This is a genomic window from Paraburkholderia sediminicola (assembly GCF_902859805.1).
Lineage (GTDB): Bacteria > Pseudomonadota > Gammaproteobacteria > Burkholderiales > Burkholderiaceae > Paraburkholderia > Paraburkholderia sediminicola.
Genome location: NZ_CADIKC010000007.1, coordinates 160405 through 187392, shown reverse-complemented (window position 1 = coordinate 187392; position 26988 = coordinate 160405). Strand labels below are relative to the sequence as shown.

Here is a 26988-nt window from a genome sequence, read left to right as displayed (position 1 = left end):
CGCTATCGCCACGATCGGAAAGCTTCATGGAGCAGGCCGGCGTGCCGCCCTTTATAATGCCGCTCTGATACCCATCTATAGTCTCAGCTCAAGTCGCGCGGCCTCGCATGGGCGAGCCGGGCGCCGTAAAAGGATTTCGATCATGCCCGCTACTTCCACGAAACACGCCAAAGTTCTGATTCTCGGTTCCGGTCCTGCCGGCTACACGGCAGCGGTCTACGCGGCACGCGCCAACCTGTCGCCGGTGATGATCACGGGTCTCGCCCAGGGCGGCCAGCTGATGACCACGACCGACGTCGAAAACTGGCCGGCGGACGGCAACGGCGTGCAAGGCCCGGAGTTGATGCAGCGCTTCCTGGAGCACGCCGAGCGCTTCAACACCGAAATCATTTTCGACCATATCCATACGGCCAAGCTGGATGAAAAGCCGATCCGCCTGATCGGCGACTCGGGCGAATACACCTGCGACTCGCTGATCATTTCGACCGGCGCATCGGCGCAGTATCTCGGCCTGCCGTCTGAAGAATTGTTCATGGGCAAGGGCGTGTCGGCTTGCGCCACCTGCGACGGTTTCTTCTACAAGCAACAACATGTGGCCGTGATCGGCGGCGGCAATACCGCGGTCGAGGAAGCCCTCTACCTTTCCGGCATCGCCAAAAAGGTGACAGTGATCCATCGCCGCGACAAGTTCCGCGCCGAACCGATCCTGATCGACCGCTTGCTGGCGAAGGAAAAGGAAGGCCTGGTCGAGATCAAATGGAACAGCACGCTCGACGAAGTGACCGGCGACCAGTCCGGCGTAACCGGCCTGCGTATCAAGAACACGCAAACCGGCGACACCACGGATATCGCGCTGCAAGGCATCTTCGTCGCGATCGGCCACAAGCCGAACACGGACATTTTCGCCGGCCAGCTGGAGATGAAGAACGGCTACATCATCACCAAGGGCGGCCTGAACGGTTTCGCAACGGCGACCAGCGTGCCGGGCGTGTTCGCAGCGGGCGACGTGCAGGACCACGTCTATCGTCAGGCAATCACCAGCGCGGGCACGGGCTGTATGGCCGCGCTCGACGCGCAACGTTATCTGGAAACGCTCGATGAGATCGGCGAACACGTGATGAGCGCAGAAGCCGACCGCTAATCTGAAACATCAGGTGCAACGGTAAAATGGCGGCTGGGCATAGCCCGGCCGCCAGCTTTGAAGAAGGCCGCGGCTGAGAAGCCGGCGGCCTTTTTTGCGTCCTGTTTGCATTCTGTTCGCGTCGGATTCGCGCGATCGATCTACTTTTCTGTGTATTACCGATATGCCGAAGAATCAGCCCCACCCTAGCGAACCGAAGCGCGCCCGAGCTGTTGCCAGGCCCGCGCCCGAGGTACTCGCACCCGCCGTCAAACCGAAGATCGAGCCGGCCGCCGGCCTGGCCGGCCTCGGCGCGTTGCGCGATGCGTTAAAGGGCGACACGCAACGCCGTGAACGCGAGCGTGCGGCTGCAGCAGCAGCGCAACGCGAAGCGTCAGCGGATGCCGATCTGTTTCGCCGCGAGATCGGCGCGGTTGCGCCACTGGCGGTCCCGCCGCGCGCCAGCTTGCCGCGCAATCCTCCGCCGCCGCTGCCGGTGCAAACCAGACTCGACGAAGAAGCCGTGTTGCACGAAGCGATCTCCGACGAGTTCGATCCCGAGGTCCTGCTCGAAACCGACGAAACGCTCTCCTATTGCCGTCCCGGCGTGAGCCAGGAAGTCGTACGCAAACTGCGGCGCGGCGACTGGATCGTGCAGGCACAGATCGACCTGCACGGCATGCGTCGCGAGGAAGCGCGCGAGGCACTGGCCGAATTCATTCGTGAGTCGGTGAAACGTGGCCTGCGGTGTTTGCGCGTGATCCACGGCAAGGGCCTCGGGTCGATTGGAAAAGAACCCGTATTGAAGGGCAAAGTGCGCGCGTGGCTCGTGCAGAAGTCCGAGGTGATTGCGTTCTGCCAGGCGCGTCCGCATGACGGCGGCGCGGGTGCGGTGGTTGTTCTGTTGCAGCCGGGCGCATTGCCGGCTTCCCCCAAGTCCTGACGGAGTCCCGGTGATCCATCCGAGGCTGACGCTGGCGCTGACCATCATGGAAGCGCTGGCTATTTTCGCGTACGCGATTTCCGGTTTTATCGAAGCGAGGACTCGCCGGCTCGACGCTGTGGGCACCTTCCTCGTGGCCATCGCGACGGCCTTCGGCGGTGGCACGTTGCGCGACGTGCTGCTCGAGCGGCGGCCCTTTTACTGGGTCGAGCATCAGACCTATCTGATCGCGATTTTCGTGATGTCGTTGTTTGCGCCAACGCTCCTGAAGATGACGTCGCGGCTGCTCTCCGAGCGCGTCCTGCTGGTGGCCGATGCGATCGGGCTGGGCTTGTTCAGCATTTCAGGCACGTCGATCGCGCACGACGCGCAGATGCCGTGGTTCACGTCGGTGATGATGGGGGTGTTGGCAGGCGTATTCGGCGGCGTGATTCGCGACGTGCTGTGCAACGAGGTGCCGCTGATTTTGCGCGATTCGCGGCCGTACGCGACATGCGCTTTCGTGGGGTGCTGGCTGTACGTGCTGCTGGACTACATGAACGTCGATACGGTTTATAGCGTGTTGATCGCCACCGCTTTTATCCTGCTCGCGAGGCTGGCGACGTTCAGGTTCAACGTCCGGCTGCCTCACTAAGCTTGCTTCACTGAGCTTGCTTGCTTCACCAAACTGCCTTCATCCAAAGCGCGCCGCCCGGAATCAGGCGGCGCGCCCTTTAAGGCAGCCTTACTTGTTGGTCGCCAACGCCCCCGCACTCTTCGAGCCGCCAAACAGCGCCGTCAGGTACTGGGAGTTGTTGTTCATTGTCGCCATCAGCGTGTTGAGCGCGGTGAACTGATTCTGGTACTGCTTCGTCAATTGCGCGCTGTAATTGGCGAGCGTGGTCTGCTGCGTGGTGATGCTCTTCAGGTCGGCATTCAACGCTGTGCTGCGGGTGTCGATGATGCCGCCCGTCTTCACGAAATCGGTAATGCTCTTGTTCAACTTTGCGCCGATGCCGTTGGTCGAGTTGAACAACGCGGCGACCTGCGCCGGGCTGCTGGTGAGCGCCGTACTCAGCTTCTTGCTGTCGATGACCAGCGTGCCGTCCGCCGGGTCGCCCTTCAGCGTAATACCGATCGAAGCGAGCCCGATCGCCGAAGAACCCGTGCCGACGCCCCCGCCGACGATCGACGCCAACGAATTCTTGATCGTCGTCAGCGTCGAATCGCCGAGCAGTGCGCCGCCGGTTTTCGACGTCTTGTCGTACGAGGACAGCGAGTTGATGGTCGTGACGACGGTGTTGTAGAGATTGGCGAAATTGGTGATGGCCGTGTTCTGCGCGGTCGTATCCGGCGCGATCGTCAGTGTTTGCGTGGTGCCGACCGCGGCGCTCGACAGGTTCAGCGTGACGCCGGAAATTGCCGCCGTGACCGCGTTCGCGGAACTGCTCGCGGCAATCCCGCCGATGGTGAACAGCGCGTCCTGAGCGGCCTCGCTTTGCTGCCAGGCTTTGCTGGTATCCGAGGACACGATCGTGGACGCCGCGCCGTTCGCACCCGGCGTGGAGGTTACGCCCAGGCTCGACAGGCCTGTGTCGTTCTGGACGTTGCTGGTGGACACGTTGATCGTGTTGGCCGCGCCGGTGGTGGTCGAGCGCAACACCAGGTGGGCGCCACCCGTGCCGGTCACAATGGTGGCCGTGACGCCCGGATTGTTGCCGGCCTTGTTGATCGCATTGGCGATACCGCTCAGCGTGTTGTTGGTGCTGTCGATCGTGACATCCGTCGACTTGCCGCCGATCGAGATGGTCAGCTTGCCGGTGCCCAACTTGGCCGTGGCATCGAACGCCGCCGACGAGAGACTCTGCGACGCAGCGATCTGCTTGACATCGATCGAATAGCTGCCGGCGACCGCGCCGGGGCCCGCCTTGGGATCCATGCCTTTGCCGCTCGCGGTGGCGCCGAAGGTCGACAGGGTGGTTCCGTCGGAGAGACTCTTGATCGCTGCCTGCAAGGCGTTCAACGCGGAGCTCAGGGCGCCGAACGCGGATAAGGTCGTGGTATCGCTCGTCTGTTTGGCCTTCAGCGCCGCCGTCTGGCCGGCCGTCTTCGCATTCACGAGGGCCGACACCAGCGTCGCCACGTCCATCGTCGAGTTGCCCGTGGAACCGCTGATAATCGATTGCGCCGCTTGCTGCACCTGGCTTTGTGCGTTAGCAGTCGCGCTGTTCACAGACGTGGTGATCGTTGACATGCAAAGGCTCCGTGCGTCGAGTTATTCGTTATTTATTACGTGACGCCCCGGTGGTCTTTCTGATGGCGGCGGCGAACCGGTGATGTCGCGGTCACGTCGATTTATTACAATTTTTTCAAATGTTACACGATATTTCTGGAAAGTTTGTGACGTTTTGTCGTAACAAATCGCGGCGCAAAGGCTTTTTCCAGCGTCCAGCCTTTGCCGGATACGGATGACCATTCGTCTTCCGCTAAAATTTTCGGGGTTGTCGTGAGATTGTCGATTCCCATCGCTCTCGTTCGTCGTCAGGTAAACGGCCCCTCCGGCCGTCGTCGCGCCACAGCGCTCCTCGCAAACCGCCCTAGGTGACCCCGATGACCCTGAAGCTCTATGCCCACCCCTTCTCCTCCTACTGCCAGAAGGTGCTGACCGCGCTTTACGAAAACGGCACGCCGTTCGAGCTGCGCCTGCTGGCGCACGACGACCCGCAGGTCATGGCGGAGTTCGCCGCGCTCTGGCCCATCAAGCGCTTTCCCGTGCTGGTCGACGGCAGCCGGACCGTGATGGAGGCGAGCATCATCATTGAGTATCTCGGCCTGTATCACCCGGGCCCGGTGCCGCTTTTGCCGGCCGACGCCCGCGCCGCGCTGGAAGTGCGCAGCATGGATCGCTTCTTCGACAACTACATCTCCACGCCGCAGCAAAAGATCGTGTACGACAGCCTGCGCGCCGAGCCGGAGCGTGATCCGCGGGCCGTGGCCGAAGCCCGCAGCATGCTCGACACCGCCTACGGCTGGCTCGACAAGGTCATGGCCGGGCGCGAATGGGCGGCCGGCGATACCTTCAGCCTCGCCGACTGCGGCGCCGCGCCGTTCCTCTTCTACGCCGACTGGACACATCGCATCGGCCCGGCTTTTGAGCACGTGCTCGCCTACCGGAAGCGGCTGCTGGCCCGGCCATCGTTCGCTCGCGCAGTCGACGAGGCACGCCCGTATCGCCCGCTATTCCCGCTTGGCGCGCCCGATCGGGATTGATCGTACGGACGCGCTCGGGTCCGACATAAGCACACGAGCGCGCCAACACTATTTCCAAGCGATACACTTCACTTCGAAACCCACTTCCGCCCATCACTCATAAGGCAAAACATGGACCGTTTCGAAGCGATGGAGATATTTACGCGTGTGGTCGAGGCGAACAGCTTCACCAAAGTATCCGAGTCGCTCGACCTGCCTCGCGCCAAAGTCAGCCGGACCATTCAGGCCCTGGAAGAACACGTCGGCGTGCGGCTCCTGAACCGTTCGACGCGGCAGGTCAGCGTCACTGAAGACGGCGCGCTGTTTTACGACCGCTGCGTGAGCATCCTCGCCGAAGTCGCCGATGCCGAGTCGTCGCTGTCGAACAAGCGCGAACATCCGAGCGGCACGATTCGCGTGGATACGTCCGGCACGCTCGCCCGTGCGTTGCTGCTGCCCGCGCTCGACGACTTTTACCGGCAATACCCCGAGATCGACGTGCGTCTTGGGCTGGCGGATCGCAACATCGATCTGATTCAGGACGGGGTGGATTGCGTGATCCGCATGGGCACGCCGGAAGAGTCGAGTCTCGTCGCGCGGCGCATCGGCGAGGCGCGGATCGTGACGTGCGCGTCGCCCGCCTATCTGGAGCAATACGGCACGCCGACCACGCTCGAGGAGCTCAGCGAGCATCGCGCGGTCAACTACGTTTCCGCACGCAGCGGCAAGACCTTTCCGTTCGAATACGAGGTGGATGGCGAGATCGCCAAGGTCACGCTGAAAAGCGTGCTCGCGGTGAATGACGGCAGCGTCTACATCAGCGCGAGCGCGCTTGGCCACGGCATCATCCAGCCGTCGCGCTTCATGGTCGCGGATCTGATTGCGCAAGGCGCGCTCAAGGAGATTCTCACGAACTACAAGAGCCCCGGCACGCCGCTGTCGATCCTGTACGCGCATCGCCGCAATCTGAGTTCACGGCTGCGCGCCTTCACCGAGTGGGTCACCGAGCTGGCGCGGAACAATCCGGATCTGCGCATCAAGGACGCTTGACGTCGTGCCGCAGGGGCGCGATGTTCCGGGCCCGCTGCAATCCGACGCAAACAACACGCGGCAAATGAAGAAAGGCCCCATGCGTCTCACAACGCATGGGGCCTTTCTTCAACGCGAATCGCTCAGCGAATAATTCGCCTCAGGCAATCCGCTCTTCATTAGTCGGGTCGAACAACACCGCCTTCGACGCGTCGAACAACAAGGTCGCAGTCGACAAAGGCTGCGGATTCGAAGCCGGGTGCACGCGGCTCACAATGCGCTTGCCGTTCACCTGCGCGAACACCAGCGTGTCCGGACCGGTCGGCTCGATCACGTCGACGTTCACATCGATTGCCTGCAGGTTCGCGTGGTCGCCGTGCGCACCACGTGCGTCGGTGATCCGCTCAGGGCGCAAGCCGAGAATCACTTCGCGCCCAATGTGCGACTTCACCTTCGCGGAATCGAACGGCAGATTCAGCACATTGCGCGCCGTGCCCGTATCCAGTTCGATGCCCACGCCTGAACCCTGCTCCACCAGCTTGCCCTGGATGAAGTTCATCGGCGGCGCGCCGATAAAGCCGGCCACGAACAGATTCGCCGGCGAGTCGTAGATTTCCTGCGGCGCGCCGAACTGCTGGACGATGCCGTCTTTCATCACCGCGATGCGGTCGCCGAGCGTCATGGCTTCGATCTGATCGTGCGTCACATAGACGATCGTCGTGCCGAGGCGTTGGTGCAGCAGCTTGATTTCCGAGCGCATTTCGATACGCAGCTTCGCGTCGAGGTTCGACAGCGGTTCGTCGAACAGGAACATCACCGGATCGCGCGCGAGCGCACGGCCCATGGCCACGCGCTGACGCTGGCCACCGGAGAGCTGACCCGGCTTGCGGTCCAGCAGGTGCGTAATCTGCAGCGTATTCGACACGCGGTCGACGATCTGCGCCTGCTCCTGCTTCGGCACCTTGCGGATACCCAGGCCGAACGAGATGTTCTCGCGCACCGTCATGGACGGATACAGCGCGTACGACTGGAACACCATCGCGATGTCGCGATCTTTCGGCGAGAGGTTGTTCACCGTCTTGCCGTCGATCTGGATCTCGCCCTTGGTCACGGTTTCGAGGCCGGCGATCATATTGAGCAGCGTCGACTTACCGCAGCCCGAGCCGCCAACGAGAATCAGGAACTGGCCGTCTTCGATGTCGATGTTGACACCCTTCAGAACCGGCACCCCATTCGGGTAAGTCTTGTACACGTCACGGATGGAAAGGCTTGCCATGCTGTGAATCCTCTTGTCTCTGGTACTGCTTGAAAACTCTGGTCGGATGACGGCGGCGCATTATCAACGAAGCGCCGCCGCGATGCGTATGGTTAGCCCGGGCTTAACCCTTGACTGCGCCCGCCGTCAAACCGCGCACGAAATAGCGGCCGGCAACGATGTAGACGAGCAAGGTCGGCAATGCCGCGATGATCGCGCCGGCCATGTCCACGTTGTATTCCTTCACGCCGGTCGAAGTGTTCACGAGGTTGTTCAGCGCCACCGTGATCGGCATCGAATCGACACCGGAGAACACAATCCCGAACAGGAAGTCATTCCAGATCTGCGTGAATTGCCAGATCAGGCACACCATGAAAATCGGCAGCGACACCGGCATCAGAATCTTCGTGAAGATCGTGAAGAAACCCGCACCGTCGATCCGCGCGGCCTTCACGAGTTCAGCCGGAATGCTCACGTAGAAGTTGCGGAAGAACATCGTCGTGAAGGCAATACCGTAGATCACGTGCACCACCACCAGACCGGTAATCGAATTCGACAGGCCGAGCAGGCCTTCGAAACGCGCCATCGGCAGCAGGATTGCCTGGAACGGAATAAAGCAGCCGACCAGGATCATCGTGAAGATCGGATCCGCGCCGCGGAAGCGCCAGTGCGTGAGCACATAACCGTTGAACGCGCCGATGATCGACGAGATCAGCACGGCCGGAATCACCATGCGCACGGAGTTCATGAAGAACGGCTGCATGCCGTCGCAGCGCACACCCGTACATGCACCGCTCCACGCCTTGATCCACGGGTCGACGGTCCAGTGAGTAGGCGGCGTGAGCAGGTTGCCGGAGCGCAGCTGATCGATGTCCTTGAACGACGTGGACAGCATCACGTACAGCGGAAACAGGAAATACAGGGCAAACAGAATCAAGGCCGCATAAATGACGGCACGGCTGATCGTCATCTTAGGCTGCATTGCGGGTGCTCCTCGATTCCAGATACATCAGCGGCACGAGCACGGCCACAACGGTGGCGAGCATCATCATCGACGATGCAGCGCCGACGCCCAGCTGCCCGCGATTGAACGAAAACGTGTACATGAAAATAGCCGGCAGCGATGAAGACGTACCCGGACCGCCCGCGGTCAACGCGACCACCAGGTCGAAGGTCTTGATCGTGATGTGGCAGAGAATCAGCAGCACGGAGAAGAACACCGGGCGCATGCTCGGAATCACGATCTTGCGATAGATGGTGGGCAAGCCCGCGCCGTCCATTTGCGCGGCCTTGAAGATTTCACCGTCGACACCGCGCAGGCCCGCGAGGAACAGCGCCATCACAAAGCCGGTGGATTGCCACACGGCCGCGATCACGACGCAGAAAATCGCTTTATCAGGGTCGCCGAGCCAGCTGAATGAGAAGCTCGTCCAGCCCCAGTCGTGGAACACCTTTTCAAGGCCGACGCTCGGCGTCATGATCCATTGCCACGCGGTACCCGTCACGATGAACGAAAGCGCCATCGGGTACAGGAACACGGCGCGCAGCGCGCCTTCATTGCGGATCTGCTGATCGAGCAGGATCGCGAGGAACAGGCCGAGGCCGATACAGATACCGATAAACGGAATGCCGAACCAGCCGAGGTTGGCAGCCGAAGTCCAGAACACATCGTTATCGAACAGTTCGCGATAACGGTCGAGACCGACAAATTCATAACGAGGCATCAGCCGCGAATTCGACAGCGACAGATAGCCGGTAATAGCGATAAAGCCGTACACAAAGATCAGGCTGATCACGACGCTGGGTGCGAGCACCAGCTTCGGAATCCAGCGATCGGCAAGGGCCGCCATCGGCGACGTGCGGCGGGTCACGGTGGCCGTTTTCCCGTTTCCGCTGATAGAAGCAGTCACTACTCGACTCCTGCTGAAACTGTACCGCCGGGGCGCTCGCTCACGAAAGACGCGAGACCGGAACGGCATAGGTATGACTCGATGAAACCAGGGGTGAAGTGTCTCGCCCTAAGTAACGCAACGGCTGCAAGCATTCCGAAGAACGCGCCCGGCGCCCCCGCAGGGAACGACCAGGCGCACTACTTCGCTTGACGCTACTTACTTGGTCTTCGCAGCCTTCGCGAGCGCAGCAACCGCGCTCTTCGAATCCTGCTGCGAGTTCATGAACTTCGTGACCACGTCCGAGATCGCGCCGGCTGCTGCATCCGGTTGCGCCATGCCGTGTGCCAGCGAAGGCACATAGCCGCCCGACTTGATCGCCACTTGTTCATCCGCGTACGACTTCTTCGCGCAGTCGTCGAACTTGGCCATCGACACGCCCAGACGAACCGGGATCGAACCCTTGTTCAGGCTGAACTGTTCCTGGAAGTCCGGCGACATGATCGTCTTGGCCAGCGCCAGTTGACCCGGCGTTGCACCCGTCTGGCCCTTCTGCTGGAAGAACACGAACGAGTCGACGTTAAACGTGTACGACTTTTCCGTGCCCGGAACCGCAGCGCAGACGTAGTCCGAACCCGCCTTCTTGCCGGCGTTGGCGAACTCGCCCTTCGCCCAGTCGCCCATGAACTGCATGCCGGCCTTGCCGTTGATGACCATCGCCGTTGCCAGGTTCCAGTCACGGCCCGTGCGGCCCGCGTCGAAGTAACCCTGGATCTTGCGGACCGTGTCGAACACGCCGACCATCTGATCCGACGTCAGCGTCTTCTCGTCGAGATCAACCAGCGCCTTCTTGTAGAAGCCTGCGCCTTGCGACAGCACCACGTCTTCCCACAGCGTCAGGTCTTGCCACGGCTGGCCGCCCATCGCGATCGGCTGGATACCCGCGGCCTTCATCTTGTCGGCCACCGCGAAGAACTCAGGCCACGTGGTCGGCACCTTGCCGCCTGCCTTGTCCAGCGCTGCCTTGTTGATGTACAGCCAGTTCACGCGGTGCACCGAGAACGGCGCTGCCACATAGTGACCGTCCGCGTGCATGATCTTGTCGATTTCCGGCGGCAGGTTCTTCTTCCAGTCGGCTGCGGCCGAGTCGATCGGCACCAGCACGCCTTGCGAAGCCCAGTCCTGGATCAGCGGACCCTTGATCTGCGCAGCGCTCGGCGCGTTGCCCGAGATCACCTGCGTCTTCAGTGCCGTCATGGCAGCCGCACCTGCGCCGCCAGCAACCGCGAAGTCCTTCCACGTGTAACCCTGCTTCGTCATGTCGTCCTTGAGGACGCCGACGGCTTTCGATTCGCCGCCCGAAGTCCACCAGTGCAACACTTCGATCGACTCGGCAGCTTGCACAGCCGAGACGCCACACATCAGACCTGCGGCGCACAAAGCGCCCATGATCGCGCGAAATTTCATTGCTTATCTCCTCCAGACACCTGAACAAAAAACAAATGGCCCCTGATGTCGCCAGGGTGCTGTGGTTGGTTCAAACAGGCAAAACACTGGGCAATCGAGCACGGTCGGGCGCATGCGTTAAGGCATGTGCCGGCGGACCGATATCCGGCCGCTGGAAGCTCAAGAGATGAGTGGTTCGGGATGCAACTGACTGTCTCCTCTTTTGATTTTTGCCTGCCCGCGTCGCGCGCGGCAGACTCGAGGTGCCTTGCACGTTAACCCTGACGCCAGATCAGCTTTCCGGCCTTCCGTAAGGGCCGCCGGGGGCATGCTGGCACGTGCTCGCACGCAATGTCCGTTAACATGCAGGGGACGCCTGCCGATTCGGGAAAACGCGCATCTAGCCTCACAGCGCACGCTTTTTTCATCGAATTAGCGCTACCTCTTGATTTGGATTGTAGTTAAACTACAATTCAGTGTCAAAAAATATTTTATCGGACTACGGTCGCCCTTTTTCGGTCCCCACGGCGGCCCCAGGATATCGACGGAGACACATGCAAACCGATTCAAGCTTCACCTTCGTTCTCTTCGGCGGAACCGGCGACCTGTCGATGCGCAAGATCCTGCCGGCACTGTATGAAGCGCACCGTGCAGGCGGCATGCTGGCCGACAGTGGCAAGATCGTCGCGGTGGCGCGGCATATAGCGGATCGTGCGGCCTACATTGACTGGGTCAATGAGCACGTCAAACCGCACGTGTCGAAGAACGGTGTGGATGAAACAGCATGGGCGAGCTTCCTCGACCGTATCGAGTTCGTGAAGATCGATCTCGGCAACCCCGAAGACTTCACGCTGCTGCGCGACGCCTTGAGCGGCCGCGCCGGCATCCGGGTGTTCTATCTGGCCACGGGCCCGTCGCTGTTCGTGCCGATCTGCCGCGCGCTCGCGTCGGTGGGACTCAACGAAAATTCGCGCATCGTGCTGGAGAAGCCGCTCGGCTACGACCTCAAGTCGTCCAACGCAATTAATGATGCAGTCGGTGAAATCTTCGCTGAAGAACAGATCTACCGGATCGACCACTACCTCGGTAAGGAGCCGGTGCAGAACCTGCTCGCGCTGCGCTTCGGCAATGTGCTGTTCGAACCGCTGTGGCGCCGCGAATGGGTGGAGAGCATTCAGATCACGATTGCGGAAGAACTCGGCGTGGAAGCGCGCGGAGACTTCTACGACAACACCGGCGCGTTGCGCGACATGGTGCAGAACCACTTGCTGCAACTGCTTTCCATCGTCGCGATGGAACCGCCGCATTCCATGGATTCCGACTCGGTCCGCGACGAAAAGCTGCGCGTGCTGCGCGCGTTGAAGCCGATCGATCCGCGCGATATCGGCAAGGTCGCCGTGCGCGGCCAGTATCATGCGGGCGTGATCCGCGGCAGCGCGGTGCCGGCGTATGCAACCGAGCCTGGCGTGAAGCCGGACAGCAACACCGAAACCTTCGTTGCGGTGAAGGTGGAAATCGAAAACTGGCGCTGGGCCGGTGTGCCGTTTTTCCTGCGCACAGGCAAGCGCCTCGCGGATCGCGTCGCCGAGATCGTGGTGAATTTTCGTGCGGTGCCGCATTCGGCGCTGGGCGCGTCCGCGTTGCGCGGCGGTGCGAACCGTCTCGTGATCCGACTGCAGCCGAACGAAACCATTCGCCTCTACTGCCTCGCGAAGCAGCCAGGCGAAGGTATGAACCTCGCCAGCGTCCACCTCGACCTCGCGTTCGACCGCTTCTTCCGCGAAGGACAAATGGAGGCGTATCAACGTCTGCTGCTCGATGTCATCAACGGCCGCCTCGCGCTGTTTGTGCGGCGCGACGAGCAGGAAGCGGCATGGCGTTGGGTCGAACCGATCCTCAACGAATGGGCTACCGCCAACAAGCCGCCCAAGCCGTATGCAGCAGGCACGTGGGGGCCGGCCGCGGCGAGCGCGATGTTGGCGCAGCACGGCACCTGCTGGCTCGAAGAAGAGAATTGAATCAACTGAATTACGGCGTCGTACCATGCGCGATCCCGATCGAGGCACGGCACGGCGCCTGCAAGACCCACCGACGAACTGAACGGAATGGCGCCGGTATCACGAAGGCGCCTGCAAGTCATCCCACTTGCAGGCATCGCGTGAGAGCAGGACGGCACATTCCGCAGATCTAACAAGAAAGCAGCACGGAGGAGAAGTGATCGAGCTTCACGCTTTCGACGATCAACGCGCCCAATCCGACGCGTTGGCGAAGGCGGTTGGCGACGCGTTACATGCGTCGCTCGCCGCACAGACGGCTACGTCAACCAACGACGCGCGCCCGGCCATGCTTGCAGTGTCCGGCGGCAGCAGCCCGCGGCCGTTCCTGCAGACGTTGTCCACGCAATCCTTCGGCTGGTCGCGCATTGCCGTGACGCTGGTCGACGACCGCTGGGTGCCGGAAACGGACAGCGCGAGCAATTCGCAACTCGTGCACGACACGCTGTTGCAGAACGCCGCGAAAAATGCCGCTTTCTGGCCGCTGGTCGACGCCACGCAAGACCTGAACGCGCACGTTGCCGCGCTGAACGCCGACCCGCGCTTTAGCGCCGTGCCGGACGTCGCGATTCTCGGCATGGGCGAAGACGGCCACACTGCGTCGATTTTCGCGGATGCGCCCGAATGGGACTACGCGATCACCACCCCCGAGCGCTTCGTTGCCGTGCATCCCGGCAGCGCGCCGCATGCGCGTGTGAGCTGGTCGCTCTCCGCATTGAAAGAAGTGAAGCATCTGTTTTTGCTGATCGCAGGACCGCGCAAGATGGACGTGCTCAATGCCGCCACCGTTGCGCTACAAAAAAATGCCATCTCGCAGTTGGCAAACGACAAGGGAGTGAGACTCGATGTCTACTGGTGTGCAAACTAAGGCTGTTCCGGGCGCGGGCCAGCACGCCGATGGACCGAGGCTGCTCGCCGACATCGGCGGCACCAATGCGCGTTTCGCGCTCGAATACAGCCCGGGCGAAATCGGCTCGGTGCAGGTCTATCCGTGCGCGGACTATCCGGGCGTTGCCGAAGTCATCAAGAAGTATCTGAAGGACACCAAGATCGGCCGCGTGAATCACGCGGCGATTGCGATTGCGAATCCGGTCGACGGCGATCAGGTCAGCATGACCAATCACGACTGGAGCTTTTCGATCGAAGCCACGCGCCGCGCGCTCGGCTTCGACACCTTGCTGGTGGTGAACGACTTTACCGCGCTGGCCATGGCGCTGCCCGGCCTGACCGACGCGCAGCGCGTGCAGGTGGGCGGCGGCTCGCGCCGTCCGAACAGCGTGATCGGCCTGCTCGGTCCGGGCACCGGCATGGGCGTGTCCGGCCTGATTCCCGCCGACGACCGCTGGATCGCGCTCGGCAGCGAAGGTGGCCACGCCACCTTCGCGCCGGCCGACGAACGCGAAGACATCGTGCTGCAATACGCACGCAAGAAATGGTCACACGTCTCGTTCGAACGTGTGGCGGCGGGTCCCGGCCTCGAAGTGATCTACCGCGCACTGGCGGGCCGCGACAAGAAACGCGTGGCGGCGAACGTCGACACGATCGAGATCGTCAAGCGCGCGATGGAAGGCGAGCCGCTCGCGGCCGAATCCGTCGACGTGTTCTGCGGAATTCTTGGCACCTTCGCCGGCAATATCGCGGTGACGCTCGGCGCATTGGGCGGCATCTACATTGGCGGCGGCGTCGTGCCGCGGCTCGGCGAGTTCTTCGCGCGTTCGTCGTTTCGCAAACGGTTCGAGGCGAAGGGCCGCTTCGAGGCGTATCTACAGAACGTGCCAACTTACGTGATTACCGCTGAATACCCGGCGTTTCTGGGTGTGTCGGCGATTCTCGCGGAGCAGTTGTCGAACCGCGCGGGCGGCAGTTCATCGGCCGTGTTCGAGCGGATTCGCCAGATGCGCGACGCGTTGACGCCGGCCGAGCGCCGCGTGGCCGATCTCGCGTTGAATCATCCGCGCTCGATCATCAACGATCCGATCGTGGATATCGCGCGCAAGGCCGACGTGAGCCAGCCGACAGTGATCCGCTTTTGCCGCTCGCTCGGCTGCCAGGGTTTGTCGGATTTCAAGCTGAAGCTGGCGACGGGTTTGACCGGCACGATTCCGGTGAGTCATAGCCAGGTGCATCTGGGCGACACCGCGACGGACTTCGGCGCGAAGGTGCTGGACAACACCGTGTCGGCGATTTTGCAGTTGCGCGAGCATTTGAATTTCGACCAGGTCGAGCGGGCCATTGATCTGTTGAACGGTGCGCGGCGGATCGAGTTTTATGGACTCGGCAATTCGAACATCGTCGCGCAGGACGCGCACTACAAGTTCTTCCGGTTTGGTATCCCGACGATTGCCTACGGCGATCTGTATATGCAGGCGGCGTCTGCTGCGCTGCTGGGCAAGGGCGACGTGATTGTGGCCGTATCCAAGTCGGGACGTGCGCCTGAGTTACTGCGCGTGCTTGACGTCGCCATGCAGGCGGGGGCGAAGGTGATTGCCATTACATCCAGCAACACGGCGCTGGCCAAGCGGGCTACCGTTGCTTTGGAGACCGATCACATCGAGATTCGCGAGTCGCAGTTGTCGATGATTTCGCGGATTCTGCATCTCGTCATGATCGATATTCTTGCTGTTGGTGTGGCGATCCGGCGCGCTGTGCCTAGCGCGGATGTGGCTGAGACGGTCGCTAAGGCGCGACAGGGCGCGGATGATGATGCTACTGCTGTGCTTGATTGGTTAAGTCATGGGGCGGCTTCTTCGCCGCGGGATTGAAGGTTGGATTGCGCCTTCGTTGCAGGGGGGTTGGTTGCCTGCGGCGTTGGCGTTTGGTTTAGGGTTGTTGCCTGCTCGGCGCTTTTTGGCAGTGTTCCTGGGGCTTTGGGCTTTCCTTGTTCTGGCTTTGGTGCCTTTCCTTGTTCTGGCTTTGGTGCCTTTCCTTGTTTTGTTAGTGGTCTATTAGCGTTCCCCCTGTGCGGGGGGGCACCTACTTTTCTTTGCCGGCTGCAAAGAAAAGTAGGCAAAAGAAAGCAGCTCAAACCGCTAATGCTAAGCGGGGCCCGTGGTTTTCTGCGGGTAGTGGTGCATCTGGAATCTGGGTTCTCCCGCATTCGACACCAGTGACACGGGCGTCATACTTCCGGCGGCGCTCCGCGCGCCGAAGAGTAATTCTTAACCCCCCCCGCTACGTTTTGATGCCCACGCCTCGCCAACAGGTCGTGGCTCGTCATCGCACCGCCTCACCATCATCGTCTTCACGAGTGGAACGACAACCGCAACGGTATCCGCGGCTGGGACTGTGGTCGTGAGTGGGACGGTGATTCAGCACACCGACATATCATTTGAAGTGGGGGTTCGCGGGAGAGTGCAGACGCGCGTCGCCGAGGCGAAGCCGATGGCCTCACAAACGTCAACCGAAGCCCGTGGTTTCCCATGCATACCCGTCCGCGACGCACACAGTGCGGAGTGGGAGCTGATGACTCCTTTGTCACTAGCGTGGAATGCTCGAGAACACGGATTCCAGATGCACCACCACCCGTTGCAGGCTACGGTGCCCACTTAGCATTAGCGGTTTGAGCCGCTTTCTTTTGCCTACTTTTCTTTGCGGCAAGCAAAGAAAAGTAGGTGCCCCCCCCGCACAGGGGGAACGCTAATAGACCACTAACAAAACAAGGAAAGCCCAAAGCCCCAGGAACACTGACAATCAAGCGCCGCAAAAGGCAAAAAAAACCATACCCCAACACCATTAGCGATAATAGAATCCCCACCCGCCGAAGGCAAAAACCCCGCTGCGATGATCATCCGCCCTCACCTCCACTGGTTCCGCATGCTGCTTGCCTGGCGAGGCTCCGTCCTCCCGCAACTGCTCCCAAGGCTATTCCTCATTTTCTGCATCGCGATCGTCGCAGTCGCCGCCCACGACCACCTGCTGCCGGTCTCGCTCAATCTCAACACCACCACCCCATTCTCGTTGCTGGGCATAGCATTGGCGGTCTTTCTAGGCTTCCGGAACAACGCCAGCTACGACCGCTGGTGGGAAGCCCGCAAGCTCTGGGGGCAGCTCCTGAACGAGTCCCGCTCGCTCACCCGCCAGGCCCTCACGCTGCAAAATAAACAGTTGCCAAAGGAAGACATCAAGGAGTTCGTCGCCGCCCTCAGCGCACTCCCCCACGCCCTGCGCCACCAACTCCGCAATAGCGACCCGCGTGAAGATCTCGCGGCACGCCTGCCCAAAGCGCTTTTTGACCGCGTCATAGCGTCGCGCTACAAACCGGCAACACTCCTGCTGTTTCTCGGGGAATGGGTACAGCGCCACGCGCAAGCAGGCACGATCGATCCGATGGCGGTGCTCGCCTTCGATCGGAATCTGAATGGTCTGTCGGATGTGATCGGCGGTTGCGAGCGCATCGTGTCGACGCCGCTGCCCTTCGCCTACTCGGTGATGATTCACCGCACGGTGTATTTCTTCTGCGCGTCCCTGCCGTTCGGACTGGTCGACAGTATCGGCATCTTCACGCCAGTCTTCGCCGTGTTCGTCGCGTACACGTTCATGGCGCACGAAGCGATCGCCTCGCAGATCGAAGAGCCCTTCGGCACCGACGACAACGACCTCGCGCTCGAAACAATGTCGCTCGGCATCGAAGACGCCATGCGCGATCTGCTAGGAGAGCCGGCCCTTGCACGGCCGTCGTCGCAAGCCGAAACCTACGTGCTCACGTAAGCCGCGAACACTCAGTTGTTGCCGACCGTCTCTGACAAGCGCTTGAGCGTCGCCACCCGCGCACCAATGATATCGATGCGGCTGTTTTCATCGATCACCGGCGTAGCGGCGTTGAGATACGCGGTCCAGGCCTTTTGAGCACGCGCAAGCGTCGGACGCGAGCGCGACGGCATCTTCGCCTGCAAGCGGCTGTAATAGCGATTCAGATCGAACATCGCGTGTTCGCATTGCGCGTCCGCCGTACAGGCGCGCGGACGGCGCGGTGGATCCCCGCCGCCGGCACTGACCCTGGCCAAGGCGCTGCGCAGCGCAAGCGCGCGGTCACGCACCGGCTGTAATTGCATATCGGCTTCGGCCAGCACATACATCGAGCCGTGAGTGGTCGCGAACACGGCAGCGAGCAACTGCTTCTCGACATCGCGCGAGGCGAGCCAGCTTGCCTGGCTCTTTTCCCATGCTTTGCGCTGCGCCGGCGGCAACTTCGCCTGAAGCTGCTGCCAGGCGCCGTCCAATGCGGCCTTCCAGCCGATTCGCGCGTTGTCCATGCACTGCACCTGCCCCGCCGTCGACGACATGTCGCTGCGCGCAAGACAGGTGCGCATCGACGCGTCGATCGGGTCGGCAGCGGCGACTTCGGCATGCGCCTGAAGCGGCGCGATGCCGAACACCGCCACCGACAGCGCCGACGTCAGGGTCAGCGCGCCAAACGCGCGCCGCCAGCCGTCAGCACCCGGCAAGGACTTCCCCACCCACATCGTCAGGCGCGCACGCAATCGACGAAGTATTCGATGCGCCCGTTGATGGTTTCGCCGACAAGCCCGTGGATATCCGTGTGGAAACCCGGGAAGCGTTCGTTGAACTCGCGCGCGAAACGCAGATAGTTGACGATGGTCTTGTTGAAGCGCTCGCCCGGAATCAGCAGCGGAATACCCGGCGGATACGGCGTCAACAGGATCGACGTGACACGGCCTTCGAGTTCGTCGATCGGTACCCGGTCGATCTCGCGGTGCGCGAGCTTTGCAAACGCATCCGACGGCTTCATTGCCGGCTCCATGCTCGACAGGTACATCTCGGTCGTCAGGCGCGCAATGTCGTTCGCGCGGTACACGCTGTGGATCTGCTCGCACAGATCGCGCAGACCGACACGCTCGTACATCGGATGATGCGAGACGAACTCGGGCAACACACGCCACAGCGGCTGGTTGTTATCGTAGTCGTCCTTGAACTGCTGCAACTCGGTCACCATCGAGTTCCAGCGGCCCTTGGTGATGCCGATCGTGAACATGATAAAGAACGAATACAGGCCGGTCTTCTCGACGATGATGCCGTGCTCGGCCAGATACTTCGTCACAATCGCAGCCGGAATGCCGGACTCGCCGAAGCCGCCGTCCATATCCAGACCCGGCGTGACGATGGTCGCCTTGATCGGGTCGAGCATGTTGAAGCCTTCGGCGAGCGGGCCGAAGCCGTGCCACGCGTCGTTCGGGCGCAGCATCCAGTCTTCGCGCGAACCGATGCCCTCTTCCGCGAACGTCTCCGGGCCCCACACCTTGAAGAACCAGTCGTCGCCGTATTCGGCGTCGACCTTGCTCATCGCGCGGCGGAAATCCAGCGCTTCGGCAATCGACTCTTCAACCAGAGCCGTGCCGCCAGGCGCTTCCATCATGGCCGCGGCCACGTCGCACGAGGCGATGATCGCGTACTGCGGGCTGGTCGACGTGTGCATCAGATACGCTTCGTTAAAGCGATGCTTGTCGAAGCGGCTGTTCTTCGAATCCTGCACGACGATCTGCGAAGCCTGCGAAATACCGGCCAGCAGCTTGTGCGTGGAGTGCGTGGCGAACACCAGTGCGCCGATGCGCGGACGGCCCGCGCCGATCGCGTGCATGTCCTGATAGAACTCGTGGAACTCGGCATGCGGCAGCCACGCTTCGTCGAAGTGCAGCGTGTCGAGCCAGTCGCCGAGCATTTCCTTGATCATCTCGACGTTGTAGATCACGCCGTCGTACGTGCTTTGCGTGATGGTCAGAATGCGCGGCTTCAGGTCCGGATTCTTCGCCAATGCTTCGCGGGCGAACGGATTCGCCAGGATCTTCTTCTTGATGTTTTCCGGCTCGAATTCGCTGCGCGGAATCGGGCCGATGATGCCGAAGTTATTGCGCGTCGGCGTGAGGAACACCGGAATCGCGCCGGTCATCGTGATCGCGTGCAGGATCGACTTGTGGCAATTGCGGTCCACCAGCACGATATCGCCCGGCGCCACGGTGCCGTGCCAGACGATCTTGTTCGAGGTCGACGTGCCGTTGGTCACGAAGAACACGTGGTCCGCGCTGAAAATGCGCGCCGCATTGCGCTCGGAGGCGGCAATCGGGCCGGTGTGATCGAGCAGCTGACCGAGTTCGTCGACGGCATTACACACGTCGGCGCGCAGCATGTTCTCGCCGAAGAACTGGTGGAACATCTGGCCAAGCGGGCTCTTCAGGAACGCGACGCCGCCCGAGTGTCCAGGGCAATGCCACGAATACGAACCTTCGTCCGCGTACTGCACCAGTTCCTTGAAGAACGGCGGCGCGAGCGAATCCAGGTACACCTTGGTCTCGCGGATGATGTGGCGCGCGACGAACTCCGGCGTGTCCTCGAACATGTGGATGAAGCCGTGCAGTTCGCGCAGGATGTCGTTCGGCAGGTGGCGCGAGGTGCGCGTTTCGCCGTACAGGAAGATCGGAATATCGGCGTTGCGGCGGCGCACTTCGGTCACGAACGCGCGCAGCGCGATGATCGCGGCCGCCAGTTCCGGCGTCTCGCCTTCCACCACCACGTTATCGACGTACGGCAGCAACTCGTCGTCGTCGATCGAGAGGATGAAGCACGACGCGCGGCTCGATTGCTGCGCGAACGAGGTCAGGTCGCCGTAGCTCGTCAACCCGAGCACTTCCACGCCTTCTTTCTCTATAGCTTCGGCCAAAGCCCGGATGCCGGAACCTGAGATGTTCTCGGAGCGAAAATCTTCGTCGATGACGACGACGGGAAAACGAAACTTCATGGGCGATTCTCCAAAAAGAACGACCGCTGCATTCGACTAGGCAGCGGTCACCCGAATAGCTGGTGGGTCAGTACTGCCGGGCGTCACGTCTTGGGCAACGTGACGCCGTGCTGACCTTGATATTTGCCGCCGCGATCCGCGTACGACGTTTCACAAATTTCGTCGCTTTCGAAAAACAACACCTGGGCGACGCCTTCGTTCGCGTAGATTTTCGCAGGCAAAGGTGTCGTATTTGAGAATTCGAGCGTGACGTGTCCTTCCCATTCCGGCTCGAACGGCGTCACGTTCACGATAATCCCGCAACGCGCATACGTGGATTTGCCCAGACACACGGTCAGGACGCTGCGCGGAATGCGGAAATATTCGACGGTGCGGGCCAGCGCGAACGAATTCGGCGGGATGATGCAGACATCGCCCTTGAAGTCGACAAACGACTTCTCGTCAAAGTTCTTCGGGTCGACGATGGTCGAGTTGATGTTGGTGAAAATCTTGAATTCGTCGGCGCAGCGAATGTCGTAGCCGTAGCTCGAGGTGCCGTAGCTGACAATCTTCCGGCCGTCTTCTGAGACGCGGACCTGATCCGGTGCAAACGGCTCGATCATGTTGTGCGACGCGGCCATGCGTCGGATCCACTTGTCGGATTTGATAGTCATAGGTGAACGCTGCTCGACTTGAGTGACAGATGTGTGACGGGTAACGATCCGGCATAAGGTCCGGGCCGGGCGCGCCGGCTACTCGCTCCGGACTGGGCTCCTCCGGCTACGCGCCCCGCCGAAAGGCGCTTATTTTACGCGATCAGGAAAACGGTGCCGCCGGCGGGGCCTGAAAGCCGCCCCCGGCGCCGCAAAAGACTTGCTGCAACGCAATTCAAACGGCTAACCGCTTGCGTCTGATGAGACCCGCAGGGCATTGCCCTCACTGGCGAATCAACCCGCATGCGAGCGCGGGGCCCGCGCCATGCTGCGGATACGCGTAAGGGTCGGTCGCGTCGTGATGCAACAGAACCGCGCGTTGCAACACCGAGCGGATACCGTCGAGCGACACGTCCGGCGCAACGATGAAGCCAGTGGCCACGCCGTTCGCGTCCGCGTGGATGTTGCCGAGATCGCCTTCGACCCGGGCGCCGGTTTTCAGACGCTCTGCTGCCGGCGAGAACACCGGGCCGGCGCTGGAGCCGTCGGCGGCATTGCAGTCGCCACGCTCATGCACCTGCAACGCGTGGTCGCTATCGGGCGGCAAACCCGAGAGATTGTAGGTGACCTGCACACCGTCCGAACGCTCGATGAACGTGACGAGACCGCGTGCCTGATTGCCCACGGTGGGCAGCAACTGCGCGTCAGCACGCTTTTCCTGTGGTCTCAGGAACGTGCTACAGCCGCATAACAGCACACTGCTGGCAGCCAGGACGATGAACGCATGCACCGCCTGCCCGTCGATTCGTTTTCCCATGCGATCCTCTTGCCGGCCTGGTGGCCGCCCCTGCGGCCGCCGAGCCGAACTTGTGAAGTCGACATGATACCGCGAGACCAGACGCAAATTGGCGACTTGGCCCCGCTTTAACCCCTTGTCCGAACGGCGAGTCAGGTGTTCTGAACGACGATGCTGGGAAACTTCGAGGTCATGTCGCGCGCCCGCTCGGCGATATGGATCGCAACCTTGCGTGCGATCGACCGGTAGATCTCCGCGATACGCCCTTGCGGGTCCGCCACGACGGTAGGTTTGCCGGAGTCGGCCTGCTCACGGATAGCGATGTCGAGCGGCAGGCTGCCGAGCACGTCGACGCCGTATTCCTTGCCCATCCGCTCGCCGCCGCCGGCGCCGAAGATATGCTCTTCGTGACCGCAATTCGAGCAGATATGCATCCCCATGTTCTCGACGATGCCGAGAATCGGAATGCCGACCTTCTCGAACATCTTGAGACCCTTCTTCGCGTCGAGCAATGCGATGTCCTGCGGCGTCGTGACGATCACGGCGCCCGTCACCGGCACGCGCTGCGACAAGGTCAGCTGGATGTCGCCGGTGCCCGGCGGCATATCGACGATCAGGTAGTCGAGATCTTGCCAGTTGGTCTGCCGCAGCAGCTGTTCGAGCGCTGAAGTAGCCATCGGGCCACGCCACACCATCGGGTTGTCCTGCTCGATCAGAAAGCCGATCGAGTTGGCCTGCAAGCCGTGGCCTGTCATCGGGTTCATCGACTTTTCGTCGGGTGATTCCGGACGGCCGACAATCCCCAGCATCATCGGCAGCGAGGGGCCATAGATGTCCGCATCGAGGATGCCGACCGACGCGCCTTCGCTCGCCAGTGCCAGCGCGAGATTCACGGCGGTCGTGCTCTTGCCGACCCCGCCTTTGCCCGACGCCACCGCGACGATGTTTTTAACGTTCGGCAAGAGTTTGACGCCGCGCTGCACGGTATGCGCGGCGATTTGCTGGGACACCTCGACGCGCGCGTTTGCCACGCCGGAAACGGCTTTCAGCGCTTCGGTGAATTGCGTGCGGATCGCTTCAAACTGCCGCTTGGCCGGATAGCCGAGTACCACCTCGAGGCTAACCGTGTCACCCTCCACGGCCACGTTCCTGATGTTCCTGGCCGCCGCGTAGGGCTTGCCCGTGTTGGGGTCAGCGACGGCCGCGAGGGCGGCGTCGACCAAAGCCCGATCGATACTCATTGACACTCCGTGGGGAACACTTGCGGCGCGGTGGAATCCAAGACTCCGCCACGCGCCAGAATTTGAAAAAAATTGTTAGACAGCATTGCTAAAACCAGGCACGCCGTGCACCCTTCGGGCAGGCGGACCGCCATGGGGTCGCATCGCTGCGTACTTCAGTCATCATTGTAGTGGCTGGCGCCAAGCCTTGCCGGAAGACCCTTCTCCACTGTCGGACCGGGACCAGGGAAGACGCAGGATTCTCATATTGTCGAGTAACGCGCTTTACGGCCGTCACGTTCGACGGATAGATTTATAGCTTCCACCCGCTTTACTCGCTTCACTCAAGAGGAAACAGAAAATGAACGCAAAACTCATGACTCGCCTGGCTGTTTTTGCCGTTGCCGGTTCGTTGCTGGCTGGCTGCGCAACCCAACAAGGCACTAACACGGCCGTCGGTACGGGCGTGGGCGCCGGCACGGGCGCGGCACTCGGCGCAATCTTCGGTGGCGGCAAGGGCGCGGCGATCGGCGCGGGCGTCGGCGCGGCGGTGGGCGGTATCACCGGCTACAACTGGCAAGCCATTCACAACAAGCTGTCGGGCGCCACCAAGGGCACCGGCACGCAGATCACCGAGCAGCCGGACGGCTCGCTCAAGCTGAACATCCCGAGCTCGGTCACGTTCGACACCAACAGCTACGCGGTCAAGCCGTCGTTCGCGCCTGTGCTGGATCAGCTGACGCAGACCATGCAGCAGAATCCGGAACTGATCGCCCAGGTGATCGGCTATACGGATAGCACGGGTCAGCCGGCTTATAACCAGACGCTGTCGGTCAATCGCGCGGAAAGCGTGACGGGCTATCTGGGGCAACGCGGCGTTGCGCCGCAACGCCTGTCGGCACAAGGCATGGGCCAGAACCAGCCGGTCGCCGACAACAACACCGAAGCCGGCCGTGCCGCAAACCGTCGCGTGGAAATCTATCTGCGCGCCACGGCTCAGCACGCCACGCAATAACGGCACAGCCTGAAGAGGGGGGAGCAACCGGGCGCAGGGCGGCTTTTGCCAGTTTGGTCAGAGGCGTCCGGTAAGCCGTAAAAGGCGCGGGAAACAAAATCTCGCACGAGAACGAAAAAAATTTCGAACTCTGCCGAAAATCCGCGGTCTGTCTTTACGGTACGTGGCTGGCGAAGCCGCCGCGTCACCATTCTCCTCTTGTCGTTGTTGCTCCGGGGTTAATAGCCCCGGTTTTTTTTTGGGCGCTCGGTTTTCGTTCCGCAGGAGTCTCCCTGAGGGACACACCGCCCTGCCCTTGCAGCGACCCAGCCCTGGCCCAAGCGGCCCAGCCCGCGCCAGACGCCGGCCCTGCTAGAATCAACGTTTCGTCCCACCGCAGGCTCCCACCATCCTTATGTCAGCACCCGCAACCGATCTCTCCGCAGGCGCGCCGTCAGGCCGTCGCCAGGTTCTCGTCACGTCGGCCCTTCCGTATGCGAACGGGCAAATCCATATCGGCCATCTGGTTGAATATATCCAGACGGACATCTGGGTCCGGACGTTGCGAATGCACGGGCACGAGGTCTACTACGTGGGCGCCGACGACACGCACGGCACACCGGTCATGCTGCGCGCGGAAAAGGAAGGTCTGACGCCGAAGCAGCTGATCGACCGCGTCTGGCAGGAACACAAGCGCGATTTCGACAGCTTCGGGATTTCGTTCGACAATTACTACACGACCGATTCTGAAGAGAATCGCGTGCTGAGCGAATCGGTCTATCTGGCGCTGAAGGAAGCCGGCCTGATCGAAGCGCGTGACATCGAACAGGCATACGACCCCGTCAAGGAAATGTTCCTGCCGGACCGCTTCATCAAGGGCGAATGCCCGAAGTGCGGCGCGAAGGATCAGTACGGCGACAGCTGCGAAGTATGCGGTTCGACTTACCTGCCGACCGATCTGATCAATCCGTACTCCGTCGTCTCGGGCGCCACGCCGATTCGTAAGACCTCGACGCACTACTTCTTCCGCCTGTCCGATCCGCGCTGCGAGAATTTCCTGCGCGCGTGGGTGGGTGGTCTGGCACAGCCGGAAGCCACCAACAAGATGCGCGAGTGGCTCGGCGACGCTGGCGAAGCCAAGCTCGCCGACTGGGATATTTCGCGCGACGCGCCGTACTTCGGCTTCGAAATTCCGGGCGCGCCGGGCAAGTATTTCTACGTGTGGCTGGATGCGCCGATCGGCTATTACGCAAGCTTCAAGAACCTCGCTGAAAAACGCGGCCTCGACTTCGACGCGTGGATTCGCAAGGGCTCGACCGCCGAGCAGTACCACTTCATCGGCAAAGACATTCTGTATTTCCACACGCTGTTCTGGCCGGCCATGCTCGAATTTTCGGGCCACCGCACGCCGACCAACGTGTTCGCGCACGGCTTCCTGACGGTGGATGGCGCGAAGATGTCGAAGTCGCGCGGCACCTTCATCACCGCGCAAAGCGTGATCGACACGGGCCTGAATCCGGAGTGGCTGCGCTATTACTTCGCGGCCAAGCTGAACAGCACGATGGAAGACCTCGACCTCAACCTCGACGACTTCCAGGCGCGCGTGAACAGCGATCTGGTCGGCAAGTACGTGAACATCGCGAGCCGCGCCGCCGGTTTCCTGATCAAGCGTTTCGACGGCCGCGTGCAGGACAGCGCGATGCAGCATCCGCTGCTCGCCTCGCTGCGCGCCGCCGTGCCGCAAATCGCCGCGAACTATGAGGCGCGCGAGTACAACCGCGCGCTGCGTCAGACCATGGAACTGGCCGACGCGGTCAATGCATACGTGGACTCCGCCAAGCCGTGGGATCAGGCGAAAGATCCGGTCAACTCGGTCGCGCTGCACGAAACCTGCAGCGTGAGCGTCGAGGCATTCCGTCTGCTGTCGCTGGCGCTCAAGCCGGTGCTGCCGAAGCTGGCGGAAGCGGTCGAAGCTTTCCTCGGCATCGAGCCGCTGGTGTGGGCCGACGCGAGCGTGCCGCTCTCCTCCACGCGCCCGATCAATGCGTACAAGCATCTGATGACACGCGTCGATCCGAAGCAGATCGAGGCGCTCATCGCAGCGAATCGCGATTCGCTGCAAGCCACGCCGGAAGCCGCGGCGCCGGCGGATGCTAAGGCCAAGTCGAAGGCAGCGAAAGCAGCCGCCGCCGACAAGGATGAAACGCCCGGCATCATCTCGATCGACGACTTCGCCAAGGTCGATCTGCGCATCGCGAAGATCGTCGACTGCAAGGCGGTGGAAGGCTCGGACAAGCTGCTGCAACTCACGCTCGACATCGGCGAAGAGAAGACGCGCAACGTGTTCTCGGGCATCAAGTCAGCCTATCAGCCGGAGCAACTGGTCGGCAAGCTGACGGTCATGGTCGCGAACCTCGCGCCGCGCAAGATGAAGTTCGGCCTGTCCGAAGGCATGGTGCTGGCGGCCTCGGCCACCGACGAGAAAGCGGAACCGGGCCTCTACGTGCTCGAACCGGATAGCGGTGCGAAGCCAGGCATGCGCGTGAAGTAAAGCGCGCGGCGTCGAACGCTGCCGGCATCAACAAAAACGGCACGCTTTAAAAAGCGTGCCGTTTTCTTTTGTGTCGTGGCC

22 protein-coding genes are annotated in these 26988 nt (G+C 61.7%); 11 read left to right on the top strand and 11 right to left on the bottom strand.

The genetic code is table 11. The features are described 5' to 3' along the window. The first annotated feature begins 142 nt into the window (after window positions 1–142). From trxB to R8871_RS23935, 3 genes are all read left to right on the top strand, one after another. Window positions 143–1141 carry a thioredoxin-disulfide reductase gene (gene trxB / locus R8871_RS23945; RefSeq protein WP_175052696.1) on the top strand — a complete coding sequence of 333 codons (999 nt, stop codon included), beginning with the start codon at window positions 143–145 and terminating at the stop codon, window positions 1139–1141. Between the two features lie 163 nt (window positions 1142–1304). Beyond that, window positions 1305–2063 (top strand): Smr/MutS family protein, encoded by a 759-nt coding sequence (locus R8871_RS23940; protein WP_175052695.1) that lies wholly within the window; start codon window positions 1305–1307, stop codon window positions 2061–2063. Between the two features lie 13 nt (window positions 2064–2076). After that, entirely contained in the window at window positions 2077–2697 is a 621-nt protein-coding gene (locus R8871_RS23935; protein ID WP_175052894.1) for a trimeric intracellular cation channel family protein, read from the top strand. A 90-nt stretch (window positions 2698–2787) separates the two neighbouring features. On the opposite strand, the gene fliD is transcribed toward R8871_RS23935, so the two are convergent. Together fliD and R8871_RS23925 are read right to left on the bottom strand one after the other, a co-directional pair. Then, window positions 2788–4296 carry a flagellar filament capping protein FliD gene (gene fliD / locus R8871_RS23930; protein WP_175052694.1) on the bottom strand — a complete coding sequence of 503 codons (1509 nt, stop codon included), beginning with the start codon at window positions 4294–4296 and terminating at the stop codon, window positions 2788–2790. A 122-nt stretch (window positions 4297–4418) separates the two neighbouring features. Then, window positions 4419–4568, bottom strand: a complete 150-nt coding sequence (locus tag R8871_RS23925) for a hypothetical protein (RefSeq protein WP_175052693.1) — start codon at window positions 4566–4568, stop codon at window positions 4419–4421. A gap of 84 nt (window positions 4569–4652) precedes the next feature. Here R8871_RS23925 and R8871_RS23920 point away from each other — a divergent pair, with 84 nt between their 5' ends. Both R8871_RS23920 and R8871_RS23915 read left to right on the top strand, forming a co-directional pair. After that, window positions 4653–5312, top strand: coding sequence for a glutathione S-transferase family protein (locus tag R8871_RS23920; RefSeq protein WP_175052692.1), 660 nt, complete (start codon window positions 4653–4655; stop codon window positions 5310–5312). 111 nt (window positions 5313–5423) lie between these two features. Next, on the top strand, window positions 5424–6341 hold the full coding sequence (locus R8871_RS23915; RefSeq protein WP_175052691.1) for a LysR family transcriptional regulator: 918 nt from the start codon (window positions 5424–5426) through the stop codon (window positions 6339–6341). Between the two features lie 139 nt (window positions 6342–6480). Here the strand turns inward: R8871_RS23915 and R8871_RS23910 are convergent, their stop codons facing one another. The 4 genes from R8871_RS23910 to R8871_RS23895 all read right to left on the bottom strand — a co-directional run bounded on the left by R8871_RS23910 (window position 6481) and on the right by R8871_RS23895 (window position 10931). Further along, on the bottom strand, window positions 6481–7596 hold the full coding sequence (locus R8871_RS23910) for an ABC transporter ATP-binding protein (protein ID WP_175052690.1): 1116 nt from the start codon (window positions 7594–7596) through the stop codon (window positions 6481–6483). A 103-nt stretch (window positions 7597–7699) separates the two neighbouring features. Further along, window positions 7700–8557 carry a carbohydrate ABC transporter permease gene (locus R8871_RS23905; protein WP_175052689.1) on the bottom strand — a complete coding sequence of 286 codons (858 nt, stop codon included), beginning with the start codon at window positions 8555–8557 and terminating at the stop codon, window positions 7700–7702. Further along, window positions 8547–9485 carry a carbohydrate ABC transporter permease gene (locus R8871_RS23900; protein WP_175052688.1) on the bottom strand — a complete coding sequence of 313 codons (939 nt, stop codon included), beginning with the start codon at window positions 9483–9485 and terminating at the stop codon, window positions 8547–8549. The genes R8871_RS23905 and R8871_RS23900 overlap by 11 nt, the downstream gene beginning before the upstream one ends. A gap of 198 nt (window positions 9486–9683) precedes the next feature. Next, window positions 9684–10931, bottom strand: coding sequence for an ABC transporter substrate-binding protein (locus R8871_RS23895; RefSeq protein WP_175052687.1), 1248 nt, complete (start codon window positions 10929–10931; stop codon window positions 9684–9686). Between the two features lie 533 nt (window positions 10932–11464). Here R8871_RS23895 and zwf point away from each other — a divergent pair. From zwf to R8871_RS23875, 4 genes are all read left to right on the top strand, one after another. After that, window positions 11465–12928 (top strand): glucose-6-phosphate dehydrogenase, encoded by a 1464-nt coding sequence (gene zwf / locus R8871_RS23890; protein ID WP_175052686.1) that lies wholly within the window; start codon window positions 11465–11467, stop codon window positions 12926–12928. A gap of 196 nt (window positions 12929–13124) precedes the next feature. Beyond that, entirely contained in the window at window positions 13125–13832 is a 708-nt protein-coding gene (gene pgl, locus R8871_RS23885; protein ID WP_175052685.1) for a 6-phosphogluconolactonase, read from the top strand. Next, window positions 13810–15726 (top strand): bifunctional transcriptional regulator/glucokinase, encoded by a 1917-nt coding sequence (locus tag R8871_RS23880; protein ID WP_175052684.1) that lies wholly within the window; start codon window positions 13810–13812, stop codon window positions 15724–15726. The genes pgl and R8871_RS23880 overlap by 23 nt, the downstream gene beginning before the upstream one ends. Window positions 15727–16744: 1018 nt before the next feature. Continuing rightward, window positions 16745–17671, top strand: a complete 927-nt coding sequence (locus R8871_RS23875) for a bestrophin family protein (protein ID WP_175052683.1) — start codon at window positions 16745–16747, stop codon at window positions 17669–17671. 11 nt (window positions 17672–17682) lie between these two features. Here R8871_RS23875 and R8871_RS23870 read toward each other — a convergent pair whose 3' ends face one another. From R8871_RS23870 to apbC, 5 genes are all read right to left on the bottom strand, one after another. After that, window positions 17683–18426: a lysozyme inhibitor LprI family protein gene (locus R8871_RS23870; protein ID WP_175052682.1), complete on the bottom strand. Its 744-nt coding sequence runs from the start codon at window positions 18424–18426 to the stop codon at window positions 17683–17685. Window positions 18427–18428: 2 nt separating this feature from the next. Continuing rightward, window positions 18429–20714: an arginine/lysine/ornithine decarboxylase gene (locus R8871_RS23865; protein ID WP_175052681.1), complete on the bottom strand. Its 2286-nt coding sequence runs from the start codon at window positions 20712–20714 to the stop codon at window positions 18429–18431. 83 nt (window positions 20715–20797) lie between these two features. Beyond that, window positions 20798–21367: a dCTP deaminase gene (dcd, locus tag R8871_RS23860; RefSeq protein ID WP_012432068.1), complete on the bottom strand. Its 570-nt coding sequence runs from the start codon at window positions 21365–21367 to the stop codon at window positions 20798–20800. Between the two features lie 262 nt (window positions 21368–21629). Beyond that, window positions 21630–22163, bottom strand: coding sequence for a superoxide dismutase family protein (locus R8871_RS23855; protein ID WP_093636251.1), 534 nt, complete (start codon window positions 22161–22163; stop codon window positions 21630–21632). Between the two features lie 131 nt (window positions 22164–22294). Continuing rightward, on the bottom strand, window positions 22295–23383 hold the full coding sequence (apbC, locus tag R8871_RS23850; protein ID WP_175052680.1) for an iron-sulfur cluster carrier protein ApbC: 1089 nt from the start codon (window positions 23381–23383) through the stop codon (window positions 22295–22297). Between the two features lie 340 nt (window positions 23384–23723). Between apbC and R8871_RS23845 the strand changes: the two genes are divergently transcribed. Both R8871_RS23845 and metG read left to right on the top strand, forming a co-directional pair. Beyond that, a complete protein-coding gene (locus tag R8871_RS23845; protein ID WP_093636247.1) occupies window positions 23724–24377 on the top strand; it encodes an OmpA family protein in 654 nt (217 codons plus the stop codon). Window positions 24378–24771: 394 nt separating this feature from the next. Beyond that, the gene (metG, locus tag R8871_RS23840; RefSeq protein ID WP_175052679.1) at window positions 24772–26907 is read left to right on the top strand and encodes a methionine--tRNA ligase; all 2136 of its coding nucleotides are present in this window, start codon (window positions 24772–24774) and stop codon (window positions 26905–26907) included. Window positions 26908–26988: the final 81 nt, after the last annotated feature.

Excerpts from the sequence above, each read along its gene's own strand:
- trxB (WP_175052696.1), top strand. The coding sequence starts at position 143 with ATGCCCGCTACTTCCACGAAACACGCCAAAGTTCTGATTCTCGGTTCC.
- R8871_RS23940 (WP_175052695.1), top strand. The coding sequence starts at position 1,305 with ATGCCGAAGAATCAGCCCCACCCTAGCGAACCGAAGCGCGCCCGAGCT.
- fliD (WP_175052694.1), bottom strand. The coding sequence starts at position 4,296 with ATGTCAACGATCACCACGTCTGTGAACAGCGCGACTGCTAACGCACAA.
- R8871_RS23925 (WP_175052693.1), bottom strand. The coding sequence starts at position 4,568 with ATGGGAATCGACAATCTCACGACAACCCCGAAAATTTTAGCGGAAGAC.
- R8871_RS23920 (WP_175052692.1), top strand. The coding sequence starts at position 4,653 with ATGACCCTGAAGCTCTATGCCCACCCCTTCTCCTCCTACTGCCAGAAG.
- R8871_RS23915 (WP_175052691.1), top strand. The coding sequence starts at position 5,424 with ATGGACCGTTTCGAAGCGATGGAGATATTTACGCGTGTGGTCGAGGCG.
- R8871_RS23910 (WP_175052690.1), bottom strand. The coding sequence starts at position 7,596 with ATGGCAAGCCTTTCCATCCGTGACGTGTACAAGACTTACCCGAATGGG.
- R8871_RS23905 (WP_175052689.1), bottom strand. The coding sequence starts at position 8,557 with ATGCAGCCTAAGATGACGATCAGCCGTGCCGTCATTTATGCGGCCTTG.
- R8871_RS23895 (WP_175052687.1), bottom strand. The coding sequence starts at position 10,931 with ATGAAATTTCGCGCGATCATGGGCGCTTTGTGCGCCGCAGGTCTGATG.
- zwf (WP_175052686.1), top strand. The coding sequence starts at position 11,465 with ATGCAAACCGATTCAAGCTTCACCTTCGTTCTCTTCGGCGGAACCGGC.
- R8871_RS23880 (WP_175052684.1), top strand. The coding sequence starts at position 13,810 with ATGTCTACTGGTGTGCAAACTAAGGCTGTTCCGGGCGCGGGCCAGCAC.
- R8871_RS23875 (WP_175052683.1), top strand. The coding sequence starts at position 16,745 with ATGATCATCCGCCCTCACCTCCACTGGTTCCGCATGCTGCTTGCCTGG.
- R8871_RS23870 (WP_175052682.1), bottom strand. The coding sequence starts at position 18,426 with ATGTGGGTGGGGAAGTCCTTGCCGGGTGCTGACGGCTGGCGGCGCGCG.
- R8871_RS23865 (WP_175052681.1), bottom strand. The coding sequence starts at position 20,714 with ATGAAGTTTCGTTTTCCCGTCGTCGTCATCGACGAAGATTTTCGCTCC.
- dcd (WP_012432068.1), bottom strand. The coding sequence starts at position 21,367 with ATGACTATCAAATCCGACAAGTGGATCCGACGCATGGCCGCGTCGCAC.
- R8871_RS23855 (WP_093636251.1), bottom strand. The coding sequence starts at position 22,163 with ATGGGAAAACGAATCGACGGGCAGGCGGTGCATGCGTTCATCGTCCTG.
- apbC (WP_175052680.1), bottom strand. The coding sequence starts at position 23,383 with ATGAGTATCGATCGGGCTTTGGTCGACGCCGCCCTCGCGGCCGTCGCT.
- R8871_RS23845 (WP_093636247.1), top strand. The coding sequence starts at position 23,724 with ATGAACGCAAAACTCATGACTCGCCTGGCTGTTTTTGCCGTTGCCGGT.
- metG (WP_175052679.1), top strand. The coding sequence starts at position 24,772 with ATGTCAGCACCCGCAACCGATCTCTCCGCAGGCGCGCCGTCAGGCCGT.